This window comes from Chryseobacterium camelliae (genome assembly GCF_030818575.1).
Lineage (GTDB): Bacteria > Bacteroidota > Bacteroidia > Flavobacteriales > Weeksellaceae > Chryseobacterium > Chryseobacterium camelliae_A.
Window position 1 is genome coordinate 548,008 of sequence record NZ_JAUTAL010000001.1, and the last position, 14,449, is coordinate 562,456.

Here is a 14,449-nt window from a genome sequence, read left to right on the forward strand (position 1 = left end):
TCAAAAAGATTTTAAACATGTGTTTTCCTTCTGTAAACATTCGTAAGCATGGAGAAATTCCCGATGAACCTGCTTTTCGGACAGTTTGAGTTCCCGGGCAATAACAGTGAAAGATAATTTTTGTTCAATCCTTCTTTTCATGATCTCAAGCTGCTGATGGCTTGGTATATCTCGTTGCTCTTTATGATCGGAAGCTTTTTCCCTTGGCTTTTCAGAATAACTTCTGTTGAGAATTTTCCGAAGGTCATCGATGGCTCTGCTCACCTCATTGCTAATGCCTGTCACACTGCTTCCCATTGCCTCTGCAATTGGTTTGTACTGAAAACCATAGTCAAGGCAAAGCTCAATCAGATGTTTTCTTTTGGGATCCAGGACGCTTAATACCTTTTTGACTTCATCAAAATCTTTTTGATCGGATTCCTGGCTAAGTAGATGCTCTTCATCAAGTAACGGATTGTAGCCGGCAAAATAATCCTGATCATTTCCAAACCGTTCAAATGAATCCATGAAGCGGGTGAATTGAGTTTTCGGAGCAGTGAAATACGTTATACAATCTCTTTTCAAAACCAACCGTAAAAAGCCAGGAATATGATTCGGCGTTTCAATAGAATCACGGTGCAGCCAAAGTTTGAGGAAGGTGTCCTGCACCAGCGTTTCCACCACAAAATCATCGTCAAGCATTTGTTTCCCGAGCCAGAACAAAAGCCTTTTATACCGTAAATGGATATGTTCTAATGAGGAGGGATGGCCTTTTTTCAGCAGTACATAGAGCTGCTGATCGTTCAACATTCGGGGCAGGGAATCTTTTCTTTTCATAAGCAGTGTTTTTAGCTGAATTATTGCTTGAAGAAACTGCTTCGATCAATAAGATGAATTCTCTGCATCAAAACGCTAACTCACTACTACATCTGCCCAAAAGAAAAGGCGTGGAACTCAACTTATTGACTAGAGGTACTGGTATACCCGTGCACGATAAGAGAGCCCACGCCGCGGTCGTGAGCAAATTTACTTATCTTCTCGTACACTTTAAAAATTACCAGTTTTCTAGTCGAGAATCTAAGCAATAGCTTCGATTATTATTTTTGAAGTATTGCAAAGTTACCTTTATTGTAACCTATTTGGCAAATATAAAACATTTTTCTGTATGTAGGTTAATTAGACTACAAAAAATTATTAGAATCTTATCACTTTGTCTATTCAAAGTTAACCACAATGGATAAAATAGAATTTAGAATAGCATTTGGTAAAAGAGTCGAACTGTTTAGAAAAAAGCTTGATTTGAGTTATAGAGGCTTGGCCCAAAAATGTGATGTAGACCATAGTAATATCAGCAAAATAGAAAAAGGGGAAGTAGATCTTAGAATCTCTACTATTCAAGAGTTAGCTAAGGGGCTAGATGTTCATCCACAGGAGCTATTTGATTTTAAATTAAAGTAAGAAAATTAAAAGTAGGAAAATATCTTCCTACTTTTTTATATTGTCAATCTTCAGCATTGGCCATTTACCTGTAAATTATTCTCCTTTCTCCTTTCTTGTTTATTCTGATTTTAAATTTCAAAGGATTCCAATCATTAATTTCTGGTTGATTTATATTTTGCGAAAAAAACAAAACCTCTTGGCCATCTCTTGAGTTATAAACAGTATGCTTAAAAGAGTATTCCTTTTTTGAAATCCCTAGATATAAATTATTTATTTCGGGTACATTGTCGTATGAGACAACCCATTTTATATTTCTTATGGCTTTTATTTTATCACTAACTTCTTTATGATTATGTTCTTTGTAATGGTTCATATATAAAGAGCTAGCTTTTAAAAAATATGGAGGGTCAAAGTAGAAAATGATATTTTCCTGATTGGCTTCTTCTTGAATTTTATCAATGAGTTTTATTGCATCTTTTCTATAGAGTCGAATATGTTTTTTCTTTTTTGCAATAGTTCTTATTCTTTCCATTAGATCTTGCTTATTAAATCTACAGTCCATAAGGTAGTTGCCATTTTGTTCAACTCCACCAATAATACCAGCATTAATAATACCTGATCTATTAGTTCTATTGAGAAAAAAAGTTGAAAAACCTAGCTCTAATAAGTCAGCTTTATCCTTTCTATTTTGGATAGCTTTCTGTTTTCTCCATTCCTCAATCGTAATTTCAGTTTTATCAATTAGTTCACATAATTGATTAGTCTTATTTAGTACTGAGTACCAAAAGGCATAAATTGACCTATCTTTATCGTTAATAGTGATTTTTGATACATAACCCTCAAGTAATAGGAATAGAGCTACGGATGCTCCACCAGAATATGGCTCTACATAATGCCCGTTGACATTGTTGTCAATGCATATTTTGGCCAAGAATGCTGATAGTTTATTTTTGCCTCCTGGATATCTTAAAGGTGAATAGTGTTTCATTTATATTAAATTTCTTCATTAATTTCTACTAATTTTTCTAATAATGGAAATAAAAAATCCCAAAAACCATTTAAAAATGCACGTCCTAGATAATGAGAATCTTGACCATGTATATATCCATTTAGAACGTCTAAGCTATACTGATTAGATGTTTGAAGTAATTTTTCTACAATTTTTTTTGGTTTATCAGGTAAATTATTTGTTTTTAAATATTCTAATCTATTTTTTAAACTAACATCCTTTATTGATTTTCTATAATGAGTAGAAATTGCTGTTTCTAAATTTTCTGTTTGGATATACTTTAATACGCATAAATCTAAAAATACTCTAATTGATGATGCTATACAATTACTATATTTCAAAGGAATTTCTTTTAATTCATTAAATAAACCAACTATTCTGTAACTATCAGTGTTAATTGTATAGATATTTAAAACAAGTCTACTTCTATTAGGATCATTTTTTACTACTAATGGTGCTGATGGTGTTGGAGCTGGAGCTGGCGTGTCCTCTGGCTGATCTTCTATATCAGGGTTTGTAATTCCTTCATTTGTCTCTTGAGCATCATCTATGTTTTCTAACTCTACTTTAGGTAATTTATTTAAGATACCATCTAGATTTGTGGTAATAGTTCTTGTGTCAATAGCATTGTCAGGATTTTTAGTTACAATGTCTTTGATTAATTTTCCATAAGCGTTTAAAAAGCTTAATTTATTTACAAATTTAATGTTTATTCCGTCATAATCAATTCCCCACTTTTCTTTAACATCTTTATTTGAAAAAAATCTTTCTAATATTGTAATTGGAAATCTATATGAAGTAGCATCATTATATTCGCTATCTGATAATTGATGTCTTACCTCTTCTAATTTTACTAAATCTTTTATTTTCAAAATTCTAATAAAATTTTCAAGTTCGCCTTGAGTCATTTTAGTTATAGAAGAGATTTTTTCAATATTTCCGTCATATTTTTCATAAAGTTCTGAAATCCACCTTTGTTGTTGTACTCTTGACCAAGATTTTTGTAAAGATGAGTTACTATTTCTTTGGTTAATATACCACTCAGCATCTTCAAAAGAGGGAGCTACATTTACTAATACTTTTTCAATTGATTCTTTATTAATTTTTGAAGATAAAACTCTTACCATTCCTCTAATACTCTTAGGAGCTTTATTGGGTTCCCTAAGTAATTTTAAGGCTAAAACTCTTCTATTACCCTCTGCAACATAAAATTTTTCATTTTCTTCGTTTTTCCATACTACTACTGGATCGGCAGGAATAAAACCGTCATCAACAATTGATTTTAACAGTTTAAAAAAGTCTTTTCTATCAGATTCTTCAAATGTCATATCTTCAGCAAAATCACTTAGTAGTATATGTTTCTCTTCTGGGTTAAGTCTTGGGTTTTCAGACCATAATCTTAATTGATCGACAGAGCGAGGAGTTTTTTTATTGAGCCATTCGTATTTCATAATATAAGAATATTTAAAAAGTTTTTACTATTTGGATTTTGGATAATCTTTTGAAAAATAATAATTTACATTGGTTCTTTTTTCAACCCATTCAAAAAGTTTTTTGATATTGTCTAAATCATCTATATAATTATGGTCTTTAATCTCTAAAGAATATAATGTTAGGGTCATCTCTTCTTTAATGGCAGAGGTAAGCTTCTCGATGATATCTTCTATCTTATTTATTGAACACGGTAAAACAACAAGAAAACTACTTTTTGTTTTTCCCGTATCTAAATTAAAAGTTACAAAGAGACATTCGTATCCTTTATCAGTTACAAAATATACACCTTGCTTAAGTCCATAAATATTTTCAAACCAAAAGTATTCTGGATAAACTCTTTTATCTGGATTCTTTAGTTGCTCTCTTACTGTATTATAGCATTCATCCAAAATAAGACAGTATCCCGTTTTTTCAAATAAAATTAGAAAGGCCGTTTTTAAAAGCGAATATTCTAATTTTTCTGGAATGACAGTGCTTTTTCCAAAATTGAAATCTATTATTTTACCTGGCTCAACATTTTCCATTATTGGATTTAATGTTTTGGGGTTGTTGTTTTTGAGGGAATGAAACATCGACATCTCTCCATTTTCATTTACGGATAATGTTCCATTTAAAACTTCATTATCAATTATGGTTTTAACTTTAACAGATGTATTAGATAGAAATTTTTTTTGATCAATTTCATTCATTCTCTTTGCTAAATGAGAGTCAATCAAATAACCGCATCTATTATTACAACTTTTACAAGTTAATGTATTTGGTTTTCCTCCCAAGGCTTTAGGCGGTGCGTCTTCCAAGGTTAATGGGTCATCTTCGTTTAAATGTTTGTGCTTTGTTAGACAGATTGGACATATATAAATGTTTGTTTCTTCAGAAATAAGATTATTACTAACCAAGAGATTTAAATTATCTCGATACTTTTTAAAGAGTCTTTCTCTCTTTTCATGTGATTTTTTTGCCATGTCTTAATTTTAATGGTTACAGTTTCAAGATACAATTTAAGAATTTTTTTATTTCAAAAATATGGGAAACCGTATTAACCCTAAATTAGATATTGAACAATCAAAATATTTAGTAATTAGTTTTAAGCTAATTAATAGAAAATAAATGTAAGTTATAATAAGAGATATTTTAAACGCTTAAATGAGAAAGTCTGGAATTTAAAATATTGTGATAAAGAAAATCCTCCCTCGTTCGCGAGAGTGTCACGCTCGTGCACAATATATAAAAAAAAATGCAGCTGTATAATAAAAACAAACAGCAATTGTATATAAGCCCTCAACATTTCAAAGTGTTGGGGGCTTTTCTATTAATGAATACGTGTAGTGATTTTACTACATCAACTTCCATATTCCACTACAAAGAAACTTTTATCGACGCCGTAGATTTGTATTGTTCAAAAGAGGACAATTAATCAAGAATAAAAAATAAAATAATACGATCATGACAAAACACATCGCCATAGCAGCCTTAACGATCACAGCTTTCATCTTAGGAACTAACAATGTTCATGCTCAAAACACAACTGCAACCACTACGGTAAATATCACCCTGAACGATGTCATTTCTATCGACGCTGGAAGTACAGCCATCGGGAATACGGTTGACTTCAATTATGCCACTGCAGCAGACTACAACTCTGATCAGACGATTACCAAAGCCAACTCTTTAAAAGTGACTTCTACGAAGAACTTTAATGTAAAAGTAAAAGCAGGAGGGGCAAGCTTCGTTAACGGAACCAACCTGATCCCTGTCAATGTTTTGACCATCAAAGCCGCTTCCGCTTCCGGAACTATGGGCGGAACAAAAAGCGCGGTGGTTTTATCTGCAACGGACCAGACTTTAGTATCCAACGCTCCGCTGGGAAGTGCTTTAACCCTGAACCTGGACTACACGATTCCGGCAGCGAAATCATCATCTTCTGATATCTTAGGGAAACCGGCCGGAACGTATACGCAAACGGTAACGTATACTGCAACAGCTTTATAAATAGATTTTTTTTCATATTAATATTTTGTGATTTGGTGTGTCGAAGGCTTCCTGCGGGAAGCCTTTGATTTTGTGTGTATTGATAGAGAGAAAATCAAATCCGGGAATAAGGAGCTGTTAGCGGTAAGGCAGAATCTATTTTTTAGGAAATTTATATCTGATTGATATATCAAAACAAATAATTCAGTACATTGATCGGCATAGACAGGAAATCCGCACATTTCTAAAGATAAGAAAGCTGGATTACTACAAGGCACTTTCTCCTTTAGTATATGCTCAAGTAAATCCATATGGAGTTTTTGATCTCAATAGGAATGAGCGGTTAAGCATTATACGCTGTTAATTTATTTTTAATAAGTTAGTGTACTTATATAATTTAGTTTTTTCTATTTCTCATTTATCAATATAATAGTCGCTCATTTAAGCGACTATTATATTTAATTATTAAATAACTATACACATATTAGGTATTCATTTTTTACTTCGGGAAATATTGGCTTATATGTCAATATATTCTTCTTAAAATATGTGAACTTAATTAATATAAAGTATGGTTAAATTCAGATATTTTGATAACATGCCTGAGTTACTCATGTTTTTATTATAATTTCTGTCTATTTTTTTTGAAGTATTAGGATCTGTATTTAAAAACAATTTATTTGTTTCAGCATCATGATCTTTAATGAAAATTATTATTTTAGTGTCTTTATCATTAAATCTTAAAGAAATACGATTCATCTCCTCGCTCCATCCTCCATAGAAGCTAGCTGCCTTTATATCTATCTTTAGATCATTTATTAAATCTATTACTTTTTTATTTTTATAATATTCCTTATTATGCTTTAAAGGTAAATTTGCTTGTGCTTTTATATTAAATGCAGCTAAGAGTAATACTACTATAAATAGTTTTATTGATTTTTTCATAATAATTTAAGGGCATTGAGATTGAGAATATGAGTTATTTCCATTATTGGTAGCATTTACTTTTTTAAAATTTCCATTGGAATCCATTTTTGTAAGTGCTATTCCTGTATTATATTTATCCAATACATAAGATAACGCTATTTCAGCATTACTATAAAAATATGCATCGTCCCAATCAGTATATACAGCTCCTGAAAAGTTAGGGGCAAACCCCGGAACTTGACTGGGTGGATAATTGCTTAAAAAATTGGCGAATGCTCCAGCATTGGTAACTGTTAAAGCATAAACCGTACCATCCGGAAGTACTACATACCTGGTCCCAAACGTACTGTGCTGACTTGCGTAAGTCATCATACTGTATACATCTCCCGCTGAAGGAGGGGTATTTTGAGGATGATTATGCATATCGGCTGTAGGATAGTTGAAAGGATTATTGACATTACCGGATGTAGCGCCCAAAGGTTGAACACCAGTTGACTGCAAAGGTCCATTAGGGGAATTAACCCCAAAGCCTACACCATTCTCTCCACCATTTTGAGCAAACCCATTCAATACTCCTTGTTTTGCTGAAGAGAATTTAGGATCCTTTGCTATATCGCTCGCTTTCTTTGATCCAGCTTCTGCTTTCTTGCAAGGATCCTCCTGTGGGTTAGAAGGAGGATTAATGACAACCGGAGGAGGAATTGGGGGAGTAGTTGGATTTGTTGGTCCTCCTCCAGAGGGTGGTGGTATTACTACTTCATCTATGCTACCATGACATTTTTTGCATGCAGGAGAATCCATCGGACCAGAACCTCCTTTACCAATTTCCTCAATGAATTGTCCATTAACAATCCGTTTTTTATATCTGAATGAACCTTCTAATGCTATATAAGATACGGTTCCAGACATTTTCTCCATGATCTTATGAGCGCTAAGGAAATAATCTTCTATAGAAAATGCGGTATCGGATTTGAACTTCCAGAGATGTCCGGTTATCTTATTATTATCGATCCTAAAAGTCAATTCCTCAATCAAATCTGTCTGATCACTTTTGACCGGGACGGTAATAAGAATAAGGTTTCCTTTATCCTGATAAGTTCTGGCATTTTCCCATAAAATATTCTTTCCTAAAATAATATTTTTATCCTGCAAATATGTATTCTTAATATATGAGAGTGGGTTGTGACCAGCTTCAACAGTTTCATTCTCTAAAGGCTCATGCGAACAGGAAGATAATGAAAAGCACCAAAAGTAACTTAAGATAATAAAAAACAATAAATTTTTCCCTTTCATTTAATCAAATTTTCAGGACAAAGATATATATTAATTCATAAAGGTGGGGTATTTAACATGGTACACCTATCCTGAACTGCTATTGTATCGGTGCATTATTTATGAGAATTTGCAAAATCATTGAATGTGAAAATTTTAGCTTGGTTTATCGAAAATGAATCCGGCGCAAAGCTTTGTAGTCCGGAACTTTTCAGACTCTTACATACTGGAGAACCGGGAGGTGCAATTTTGATGAAGCAGATTGACAGGATATCCAGGTTGTGGGTATATCAGCCGTCAATGCAATGATGCTCGATATCATTGCTGCTACCGCAATAAAAGATTATACAGATAGGAGGCATAGATAAACTGATGGAGTACTAAAGGCTTAAAAAAAGGGAAAATGCAGACTTACATAAAAAGATTCAGAGTTTTTTAGAGGTAGGAAAAAGCTATAGTGAAATTCTGTTCACCCTGCTGGCGCGAGCGTCATGCTCGTGCCCTTCGCTCGTGCTCAGTTGAATTAGTGTATTCTATTAATTTCATTAAATCAATGTATTTTTACCACGGAATGTTTTGCCAATGAATGGCCGATCATGGCCAAAACAGTTCTGTAAATTTGCCGCAGAATTATTTAATTTTCTGCGAATGGTAATTTATTTTTCTATTCTTCAGCTTCCATCTTAATCAGTGCATTTTCAATCTGCCTTCGATGTCTTAAAATATGAACAATGGCATGCTCTAACATCTGTTCTACATCGTATTGCTGTCCCCACATTGTATTTATCTTCTTCGATTGATCAAATTCTTCCAGGGTGATATCTGGATTTCTGGTGAAAAAGTCTACGTTGTATTTCAGCGCTTCCCTGAGTTTTAAGATGTAAGGGGAGATGTGGTCAAACTGGAACCGTTCCGGCCGGACCGTTTTCAGTCCAATAGAATTTTCAATATACACTGCATAACTGAACATCGATGCGACTACATGTGTTAAAATGGTTTGAATGGAAATACAGTCTGGATCTGAACTTTTTGGCTCAATGGTTTTAGTCAGTTGACGCTGGCCAACAGGAATGATGACCGTAATCAGCTCGTCAACGGCCTTTTTATATTCATCCATGAGTGCAGCAATAGCACCTGTAAGATTAGGGGCTTCCATTAAACAAATATAATTGTTTTTGATGATTTTTTTGTTGTATTGTCATAATACTTAATCTGTTGAAGCTATTCAATTTGATTGTAATGGTCAGAGAAGTATTGACTAATTCAGTTAAGTTGAAGGTATTCAATTACCTTACCGTCATTTTGTTCTACTATAAATCTTATACCTGTGCTGACTCTGTTAATAGGGATAATTATTCTTTTAGATTCTTTTTCTAATATCTCCCAATAAGCTTCCAGGTCATCTACAATAAATATAGCATTGACCAAACGGGGTATCTCGAGAGCTTCAGGACTGTCTACAGCCCCTAAAATTACAAAACGATCCACCTGGCTCAGTCTGTAGCCATCGTGAGAGGCTGAAAGTGTAACCTCCTTACCTGTAATCTTTTTATAAAAAGCTACCGTATTTTCAAATGTATCCGTTACAATCGGTAGCAATACTATTTTAATTTCCATAAACTTAATGTATAACTTTGTTACAAAGCTATTCTGATCATCAGAAAGCCGCAATAACTCACTTTTTTATTAGTAATGGGAAACAGTATTAAAATAAATTCTACCAATCAGGCAAACAAGAAAGTGTTATCGGACAGATGTGGAGTTAATGATACGCTTGCTTTGATCGGCAAACGATGGTTAATGACGGTTCTTTATGAAATTTCATCAGGAAACAACCAGTTCACTTTTTTAAGAAAAAGTATTCCGGAAATTTCAGAACATATCTTAGGAACTCGTATAAATGACTTAGTACAACAGAAGCTCATAACAAAGAAAGAAATTGAGAACACGGTTCCGTTACAGATAATGTATGTGGTCACAGTAAAAGGAGAGGAGCTTTTATCGTTGGTAAATGAACTATGTATTTGGGATAGAAATTGGGCCAGGTAGAGTTGAAACTCAAAGTCAATAAATAATTCTTTTAGTTATTACCTAATGTAAAATTCCAATAAGGATTATCATAAATCTTTATTGGAATTTTTGGGTCGTTATTTGGCAGTGCTTATATTTAGTGGACCATAATCAATTGCTCACTATGCTTTCAATTTTAAAGACCTGTTCTGCAAAAACTTTTAGTTGGTTACTATCCAAATATTTCAAAATATTGCCATCTATCTAACCTCGTAGTAGGTTTTCAGTTTTTTTCAAAAACTTCTCTGTAGCTTCTTCAAGATCTATATCCATCCGGTCAGCCAGAACAGCTAGCCACCAGACGCATTCGCCCAATTTGTGTTCCAGCTCTGTGCCCGTGTTCGATGCCGGCCAGCGTTCTTGTTGCGACATCGTGTGGCGGCCAATTAAACCTGCATCAGTCAAAAATGCCAGCGCATCTTCCTCAACAGTCCATTCAATGCCGTGGTGTTGTTTCTCTAATTGATGATAAGCAGCTCTTATGTTTTTTGAGCGTTCCATGATTTCTTTAATATCCATTTCCTTTACTTTTATACTTGTGTTTCTACTAGGCTCTGTTTTTATATGTTCAGGTTCTATGGTAATGACATTAATGTCTCGCAGTTACGTATCTCCTTCCAACGTTACGGAAATTGCGTTTAAATGATCATTAGCTAATGTGTTCCAGCTGACGGGCGGCAAATACTATGTTGTAGTATTCATCTTATTAAACACTTCGTGATAACCGGTCTATGGCAAGAGGCTGTTAAGAAATTCACATTCGGCGTCCTGCCGGAAAATGATCAGTTTCTACTGTTTTATTGTGTTATGTCAATGAGATGGGTATCCGGAATATCGTAGATAATTGATACGCCATAAGCCGAACCCGGCGATTGGTACCCGGTCTTAAAATCCCCATTCAGTATACGGTTGGCTACCGCCATAACCGACAATGGGGTAAGTGTATAACCTGATGGTGCATCTACGGCGGCACGGAATATTTCTCCATTATCACTAACCACTTCAGCGGAAAGTGCATTTCTTCCGGCTGCGCGTTCCTCAGCGGTGGGTCCGTCTGGCAGGTTTTCTGAAGTCATGTCAGGCAATCCAACAGCCGGTAATTGCAATGAGAAATATTCTTCAATATTCGGAATCTTCGTTGATTTATAAGAAAGGATGATTCCTCCTAACGGTGTCGGGAGGCATTCTTCTTCATCATCTGCAAAGCGGAACATTTTAGGTTTGGCATGGGGCTGGGCAATGATCTCATTGTCCTTCCGCACCAATATGCCCAGATCAGCTATATTTTTGCTGCTGATAATTGAACCTCTCGAAAATCCCCCAAAGTGCCAAAATCCTACCGAAAGCTTTTGTGGATTCTTTACTTTTCCGGCTACATAAACCGCCAACGCATCGTAACTTACAAATAAGCCTGCCCCTGATATTAACTGAATATGCGCTTCTTTAGCTTTCAGATCCAATGTTTCTGCCAGTTGATAGGTTTCCAGTTCGGCACTGATGTCAAGGTAGTGCACGCCCGATTTCAGACACGCATGCATTGCCTGTTCTGCAGTAAACTTAAATGGCCCTGCTGCATTGATCAAAACTTTTTTGTCTGCCAAAGCTATTTTCCAGGCGGTTTCATCTCCTACGGTAAACACGTGATAGGGAACTTGTAACTCCGAAGCTAAATCCCGAATCTTGTCGTGTTCTCTTCCGGCTACTTCAAAATCAAGCTTTAGTTCTTTGGCTCTTTCCGCTATAATTTTCCCGGTATATCCCGCTGCTCCGTAAATGAGCATTTTATTTTCCATCTCTTATAATGTTGTTAAAAATGTATGGCTTAAAAAATAGTAGGGACAGTACCTCCGTCTATTACATAATTTGCGCCCGTGATATAGGAAGCTTTAGGAGATGCAAGAAAGCCTACCAGATGCGCAATTTCCTCAGGCTGTGCCATCCTGTTCATCGGCACACCGCCCAGACTGTCCATGACCAATTGCTGCGTTTCGTCAAAGCTTTTCCCGATAGAGGAAGCGTAACTATTGAGAAAGGCCTCCATTGCCGTGGTCTTTACCATTCCCGGGGAAACAGTGATCACCCGGATGCCCTTTGAAGCCACTTCATTGGCCAGTGCCTTACTGTAATTATTCAGTGCCGCTTTAGAAACACCGTAGGACAGGTTGGAAGCATACAGTGGCAGCTTGCCGTTAAGCGAAGAGATATGGATAACCACGCCCTGGTTTCGTGCAATCATCGAGGGAACGATGGCCTTATCCAATTTTATGGCCGCCAGTAAATTCAGTTGAAGGTCATTTTCCCAGTCCTGCTCCGTCAGGACGCTAAACCCACCCGCAGGGGCAGATGTGCCGCCGACATTATTGATCAGGATATCCAGGTTTTTGTACTGATCCAACAGCTGTCCTGCAAGTTCGTTGATACTATCGCTATGGATAAGATCCGCTTTGATAAAATCATATGGTATCTTTTCAGCAGGTTCATGCCGTGCCGAAACGATAACCGTTGCCCCTAATGAAGCCAGTTCATCCGCTATCGCTTTGCCTATTCCCTTGGTCCCGCCTGTAACCAGTGCGGTCCTACCTGTTAGTTCTTGTGTTGTTCTTTCCATTATTGATTTTTATTTTTGGAGCGATTGTTCCATATTTAATTAAAAAAATGATACTTCTGAAACGGGATCGCGCAAGATGGTTTGGAGATGGGCCTGGCTTTGGCCTCTTTCAAAACTGACCAGATGAATTTCCTGGTGCATCCCTGATTTTTTTAGTCCGTTTGCTGTTGCAAACTCTTGCAGGATGGGCAGCGTTTCCAATTCTCCTGCAAAAGGTCCGCTATGTAAGATCTGTACACATTTTCCAGCGGTATATTCAAAATGTTCAAAGGCATTGGCGAAGGCAAGATCCTTTCTTTGCCAGGCAACCTGCCTGATGTGCTCATCGGTAAAGAAATCTGGGATACCTATGGCAATCCTGTACTGGAGCAGAGCCAGATCCACCGTCGTGTAAAAATTCCCGATATCCACATACCCCACTTTGTCTTCATCAAACCAGTAGAATATTTCGACAATATTGCTGGCAATAGCATTGTCTATATCGGCAGAGCCGCTATACAGGGCTTCTGCAAATGCTGCGATAGCTTTTTTCTTTGCATAAAAAGCATCGGTTCCCGGACTGCCGCTCCCTAAAATAGAAACATAGCTAGCCCTTGATATTTCTATGATTTCCGGCTGCGTGCTTGCCGTGAAGTAATCTTGGTATTGTTTGGATGTATTCATTTGTCTATGATTTAGGAGCGATCGCTCCAGATTTGATTAAAAAATTTTATTGGCTGATCTGCTTAATTAGAAACTCAGCCATCTTCTTGATTCTCATTTTGTCCCTGTGAATGATAAAGGATTCGTGCCAGCCGGTAAACTGGTTGATGATATAGTCGGTTAGCATTTCCGCGTCATTGCTCACTGTGATTTCATTTCGTTCAATAGCTTTTTTGATCAGGTCTATCAGAAGGTTGTAAGTGAAATCGTTATCAGCCTTGATGATCTGTTGTACCGATTCATCACTTGTAGCCACTTCAAAAGTAGTTTTAATAGTCAGGCAGCTGTTGGGCTCATTGGTAATGGCATACACGGAAGAGTTGATAAATTTCTCTATTGCTTTCAACGGTGATTTAATAGGCTGCAACATTTTCCTGGCGGCATCCATCCGGGATTCGGTATAGAGCTTGATTGCCTTGATGAAAAGCTGGTGCTTATCACCGATGGTATTATACAGGCTGCTGTTGCTGATGCCCATTGCTTCGGTAAGATCACGGGTTGATGCACCATTATAGCCTTTTTTCCAAAAGACATCCATTGCTTTTGAGACTGCCAATTGTTCATCAAATTCTACGTTTCTTGCCATAACTACTGCAAAGATATAAAATATTCTGGAACAATCGCTCCTGAAATTTATTTTATTATCAGAGTAAATCAGCTTTTGCGTTTGCAATCTTTTCTTCTTTAAAAGTGAGATCAAATATTCCCCCTATTTTTCCTTCGGGAAAGTCACCTGTAAATTCGACTTCAATGTGAGCTTCATTGTCGCTGATAATGTTCAGCCTTACGAGTTGTGTCTGGGTTTTATAGCCAATGAAATAACTTTCAAAATAATTTCTGATTCCTGCGTGTCCCTTGAAAACCTTTCCGACAGAAGGGTCGTCAAGGACTGCGTTTTTATGCCATTTTTCTAAATAGCCTTTTGTGTCATAGGCATTGCTTGCTGCAATAAATTCCTGTATAAAGATGTTGATATCCAT

General features: G+C 36.0%; 17 protein-coding genes. 3 read left to right on the top strand and 14 right to left on the bottom strand.

Features of this window, described 5'->3' with window-relative positions:
* Entirely contained in the window at nucleotides 1-816 is an 816-nt protein-coding gene (locus QE404_RS02495) for an RNA polymerase sigma factor (RefSeq protein ID WP_307446039.1), read from the bottom strand.
* 396 nt (nucleotides 817-1,212) lie between these two features.
* On the opposite strand from QE404_RS02495, the gene QE404_RS02500 reads away from it, so the two are divergent.
* Nucleotides 1,213-1,437 (top strand): helix-turn-helix domain-containing protein, encoded by a 225-nt coding sequence (locus tag QE404_RS02500; RefSeq protein ID WP_307446040.1) that lies wholly within the window; start codon nucleotides 1,213-1,215, stop codon nucleotides 1,435-1,437.
* A 64-nt stretch (nucleotides 1,438-1,501) separates the two neighbouring features.
* On the opposite strand, the gene QE404_RS02505 is transcribed toward QE404_RS02500, so the two are convergent.
* Genes QE404_RS02505 through QE404_RS02515 form a run of 3 tightly spaced genes read right to left on the bottom strand, consistent with a single transcriptional unit; the run spans nucleotide 1,502 to nucleotide 4,884 of the window.
* A complete protein-coding gene (locus QE404_RS02505) occupies nucleotides 1,502-2,407 on the bottom strand; it encodes a DNA adenine methylase (protein ID WP_307446042.1) in 906 nt (301 codons plus the stop codon).
* 5 nt (nucleotides 2,408-2,412) lie between these two features.
* A complete protein-coding gene (locus QE404_RS02510) occupies nucleotides 2,413-3,879 on the bottom strand; it encodes a ParB N-terminal domain-containing protein (RefSeq protein ID WP_307446044.1) in 1,467 nt (488 codons plus the stop codon).
* A gap of 27 nt (nucleotides 3,880-3,906) precedes the next feature.
* Entirely contained in the window at nucleotides 3,907-4,884 is a 978-nt protein-coding gene (locus QE404_RS02515; protein ID WP_307446045.1) for a hypothetical protein, read from the bottom strand.
* 481 nt (nucleotides 4,885-5,365) lie between these two features.
* On the opposite strand from QE404_RS02515, the gene QE404_RS02520 reads away from it, so the two are divergent.
* Complete coding sequence (locus QE404_RS02520) at nucleotides 5,366-5,911, top strand: peptidoglycan-binding protein LysM (RefSeq protein ID WP_307446047.1); 546 nt, start codon at nucleotides 5,366-5,368, stop codon at nucleotides 5,909-5,911.
* Nucleotides 5,912-6,445: 534 nt separating this feature from the next.
* On the opposite strand, the gene QE404_RS02525 is transcribed toward QE404_RS02520, so the two are convergent.
* From QE404_RS02525 to QE404_RS02540, 4 genes are all read right to left on the bottom strand, one after another.
* Nucleotides 6,446-6,835: a hypothetical protein gene (locus QE404_RS02525; RefSeq protein ID WP_307446049.1), complete on the bottom strand. Its 390-nt coding sequence runs from the start codon at nucleotides 6,833-6,835 to the stop codon at nucleotides 6,446-6,448.
* 6 nt (nucleotides 6,836-6,841) lie between these two features.
* A complete protein-coding gene (locus QE404_RS02530; RefSeq protein ID WP_307446051.1) occupies nucleotides 6,842-8,110 on the bottom strand; it encodes a hypothetical protein in 1,269 nt (422 codons plus the stop codon).
* A gap of 643 nt (nucleotides 8,111-8,753) precedes the next feature.
* Nucleotides 8,754-9,245, bottom strand: coding sequence for a DinB family protein (locus tag QE404_RS02535; RefSeq protein WP_307446053.1), 492 nt, complete (start codon nucleotides 9,243-9,245; stop codon nucleotides 8,754-8,756).
* A gap of 107 nt (nucleotides 9,246-9,352) precedes the next feature.
* Nucleotides 9,353-9,706 carry a hypothetical protein gene (locus QE404_RS02540; protein WP_307446054.1) on the bottom strand — a complete coding sequence of 118 codons (354 nt, stop codon included), beginning with the start codon at nucleotides 9,704-9,706 and terminating at the stop codon, nucleotides 9,353-9,355.
* Between the two features lie 75 nt (nucleotides 9,707-9,781).
* On the opposite strand from QE404_RS02540, the gene QE404_RS02545 reads away from it, so the two are divergent.
* Nucleotides 9,782-10,138, top strand: coding sequence for a winged helix-turn-helix transcriptional regulator (locus QE404_RS02545; RefSeq protein WP_307446055.1), 357 nt, complete (start codon nucleotides 9,782-9,784; stop codon nucleotides 10,136-10,138).
* A 225-nt stretch (nucleotides 10,139-10,363) separates the two neighbouring features.
* Here the strand turns inward: QE404_RS02545 and QE404_RS02550 are convergent, their stop codons facing one another.
* The 6 genes from QE404_RS02550 to QE404_RS02575 all read right to left on the bottom strand — a co-directional run bounded on the left by QE404_RS02550 (nucleotide 10,364) and on the right by QE404_RS02575 (nucleotide 14,449).
* Nucleotides 10,364-10,678 carry a MazG-like protein gene (locus tag QE404_RS02550; protein ID WP_307446057.1) on the bottom strand — a complete coding sequence of 105 codons (315 nt, stop codon included), beginning with the start codon at nucleotides 10,676-10,678 and terminating at the stop codon, nucleotides 10,364-10,366.
* Nucleotides 10,679-10,956: 278 nt separating this feature from the next.
* Complete coding sequence (locus QE404_RS02555; RefSeq protein WP_307446059.1) at nucleotides 10,957-11,952, bottom strand: saccharopine dehydrogenase family protein; 996 nt, start codon at nucleotides 11,950-11,952, stop codon at nucleotides 10,957-10,959.
* Nucleotides 11,953-11,981: 29 nt separating this feature from the next.
* Complete coding sequence (locus tag QE404_RS02560) at nucleotides 11,982-12,767, bottom strand: SDR family oxidoreductase (protein ID WP_307446061.1); 786 nt, start codon at nucleotides 12,765-12,767, stop codon at nucleotides 11,982-11,984.
* Between the two features lie 39 nt (nucleotides 12,768-12,806).
* Nucleotides 12,807-13,430 (bottom strand): hypothetical protein, encoded by a 624-nt coding sequence (locus QE404_RS02565; protein WP_307446063.1) that lies wholly within the window; start codon nucleotides 13,428-13,430, stop codon nucleotides 12,807-12,809.
* Nucleotides 13,431-13,476: 46 nt separating this feature from the next.
* The gene (locus QE404_RS02570; protein WP_307446065.1) at nucleotides 13,477-14,055 is read right to left on the bottom strand and encodes a TetR/AcrR family transcriptional regulator; all 579 of its coding nucleotides are present in this window, start codon (nucleotides 14,053-14,055) and stop codon (nucleotides 13,477-13,479) included.
* Nucleotides 14,056-14,113: 58 nt separating this feature from the next.
* Nucleotides 14,114-14,449 carry a nuclear transport factor 2 family protein gene (locus tag QE404_RS02575; protein WP_307446067.1) on the bottom strand — a complete coding sequence of 112 codons (336 nt, stop codon included), beginning with the start codon at nucleotides 14,447-14,449 and terminating at the stop codon, nucleotides 14,114-14,116.

What these genes read in the sequence shown, in the direction of transcription:
- QE404_RS02495 (WP_307446039.1), bottom strand. Translation starts at nt 816, where the DNA reads ATGAAAAGAAAAGATTCCCTGCCCCGAATGTTGAACGATCAGCAGCTC.
- QE404_RS02500 (WP_307446040.1), top strand. Translation starts at nt 1,213, where the DNA reads ATGGATAAAATAGAATTTAGAATAGCATTTGGTAAAAGAGTCGAACTG.
- QE404_RS02505 (WP_307446042.1), bottom strand. Translation starts at nt 2,407, where the DNA reads ATGAAACACTATTCACCTTTAAGATATCCAGGAGGCAAAAATAAACTA.
- QE404_RS02510 (WP_307446044.1), bottom strand. Translation starts at nt 3,879, where the DNA reads ATGAAATACGAATGGCTCAATAAAAAAACTCCTCGCTCTGTCGATCAA.
- QE404_RS02515 (WP_307446045.1), bottom strand. Translation starts at nt 4,884, where the DNA reads ATGGCAAAAAAATCACATGAAAAGAGAGAAAGACTCTTTAAAAAGTAT.
- QE404_RS02520 (WP_307446047.1), top strand. Translation starts at nt 5,366, where the DNA reads ATGACAAAACACATCGCCATAGCAGCCTTAACGATCACAGCTTTCATC.
- QE404_RS02525 (WP_307446049.1), bottom strand. Translation starts at nt 6,835, where the DNA reads ATGAAAAAATCAATAAAACTATTTATAGTAGTATTACTCTTAGCTGCA.
- QE404_RS02530 (WP_307446051.1), bottom strand. Translation starts at nt 8,110, where the DNA reads ATGAAAGGGAAAAATTTATTGTTTTTTATTATCTTAAGTTACTTTTGG.
- QE404_RS02535 (WP_307446053.1), bottom strand. Translation starts at nt 9,245, where the DNA reads ATGGAAGCCCCTAATCTTACAGGTGCTATTGCTGCACTCATGGATGAA.
- QE404_RS02540 (WP_307446054.1), bottom strand. Translation starts at nt 9,706, where the DNA reads ATGGAAATTAAAATAGTATTGCTACCGATTGTAACGGATACATTTGAA.
- QE404_RS02545 (WP_307446055.1), top strand. Translation starts at nt 9,782, where the DNA reads ATGGGAAACAGTATTAAAATAAATTCTACCAATCAGGCAAACAAGAAA.
- QE404_RS02550 (WP_307446057.1), bottom strand. Translation starts at nt 10,678, where the DNA reads ATGGATATTAAAGAAATCATGGAACGCTCAAAAAACATAAGAGCTGCT.
- QE404_RS02555 (WP_307446059.1), bottom strand. Translation starts at nt 11,952, where the DNA reads ATGGAAAATAAAATGCTCATTTACGGAGCAGCGGGATATACCGGGAAA.
- QE404_RS02560 (WP_307446061.1), bottom strand. Translation starts at nt 12,767, where the DNA reads ATGGAAAGAACAACACAAGAACTAACAGGTAGGACCGCACTGGTTACA.
- QE404_RS02565 (WP_307446063.1), bottom strand. Translation starts at nt 13,430, where the DNA reads ATGAATACATCCAAACAATACCAAGATTACTTCACGGCAAGCACGCAG.
- QE404_RS02570 (WP_307446065.1), bottom strand. Translation starts at nt 14,055, where the DNA reads ATGGCAAGAAACGTAGAATTTGATGAACAATTGGCAGTCTCAAAAGCA.
- QE404_RS02575 (WP_307446067.1), bottom strand. Translation starts at nt 14,449, where the DNA reads ATGGATATCAACATCTTTATACAGGAATTTATTGCAGCAAGCAATGCC.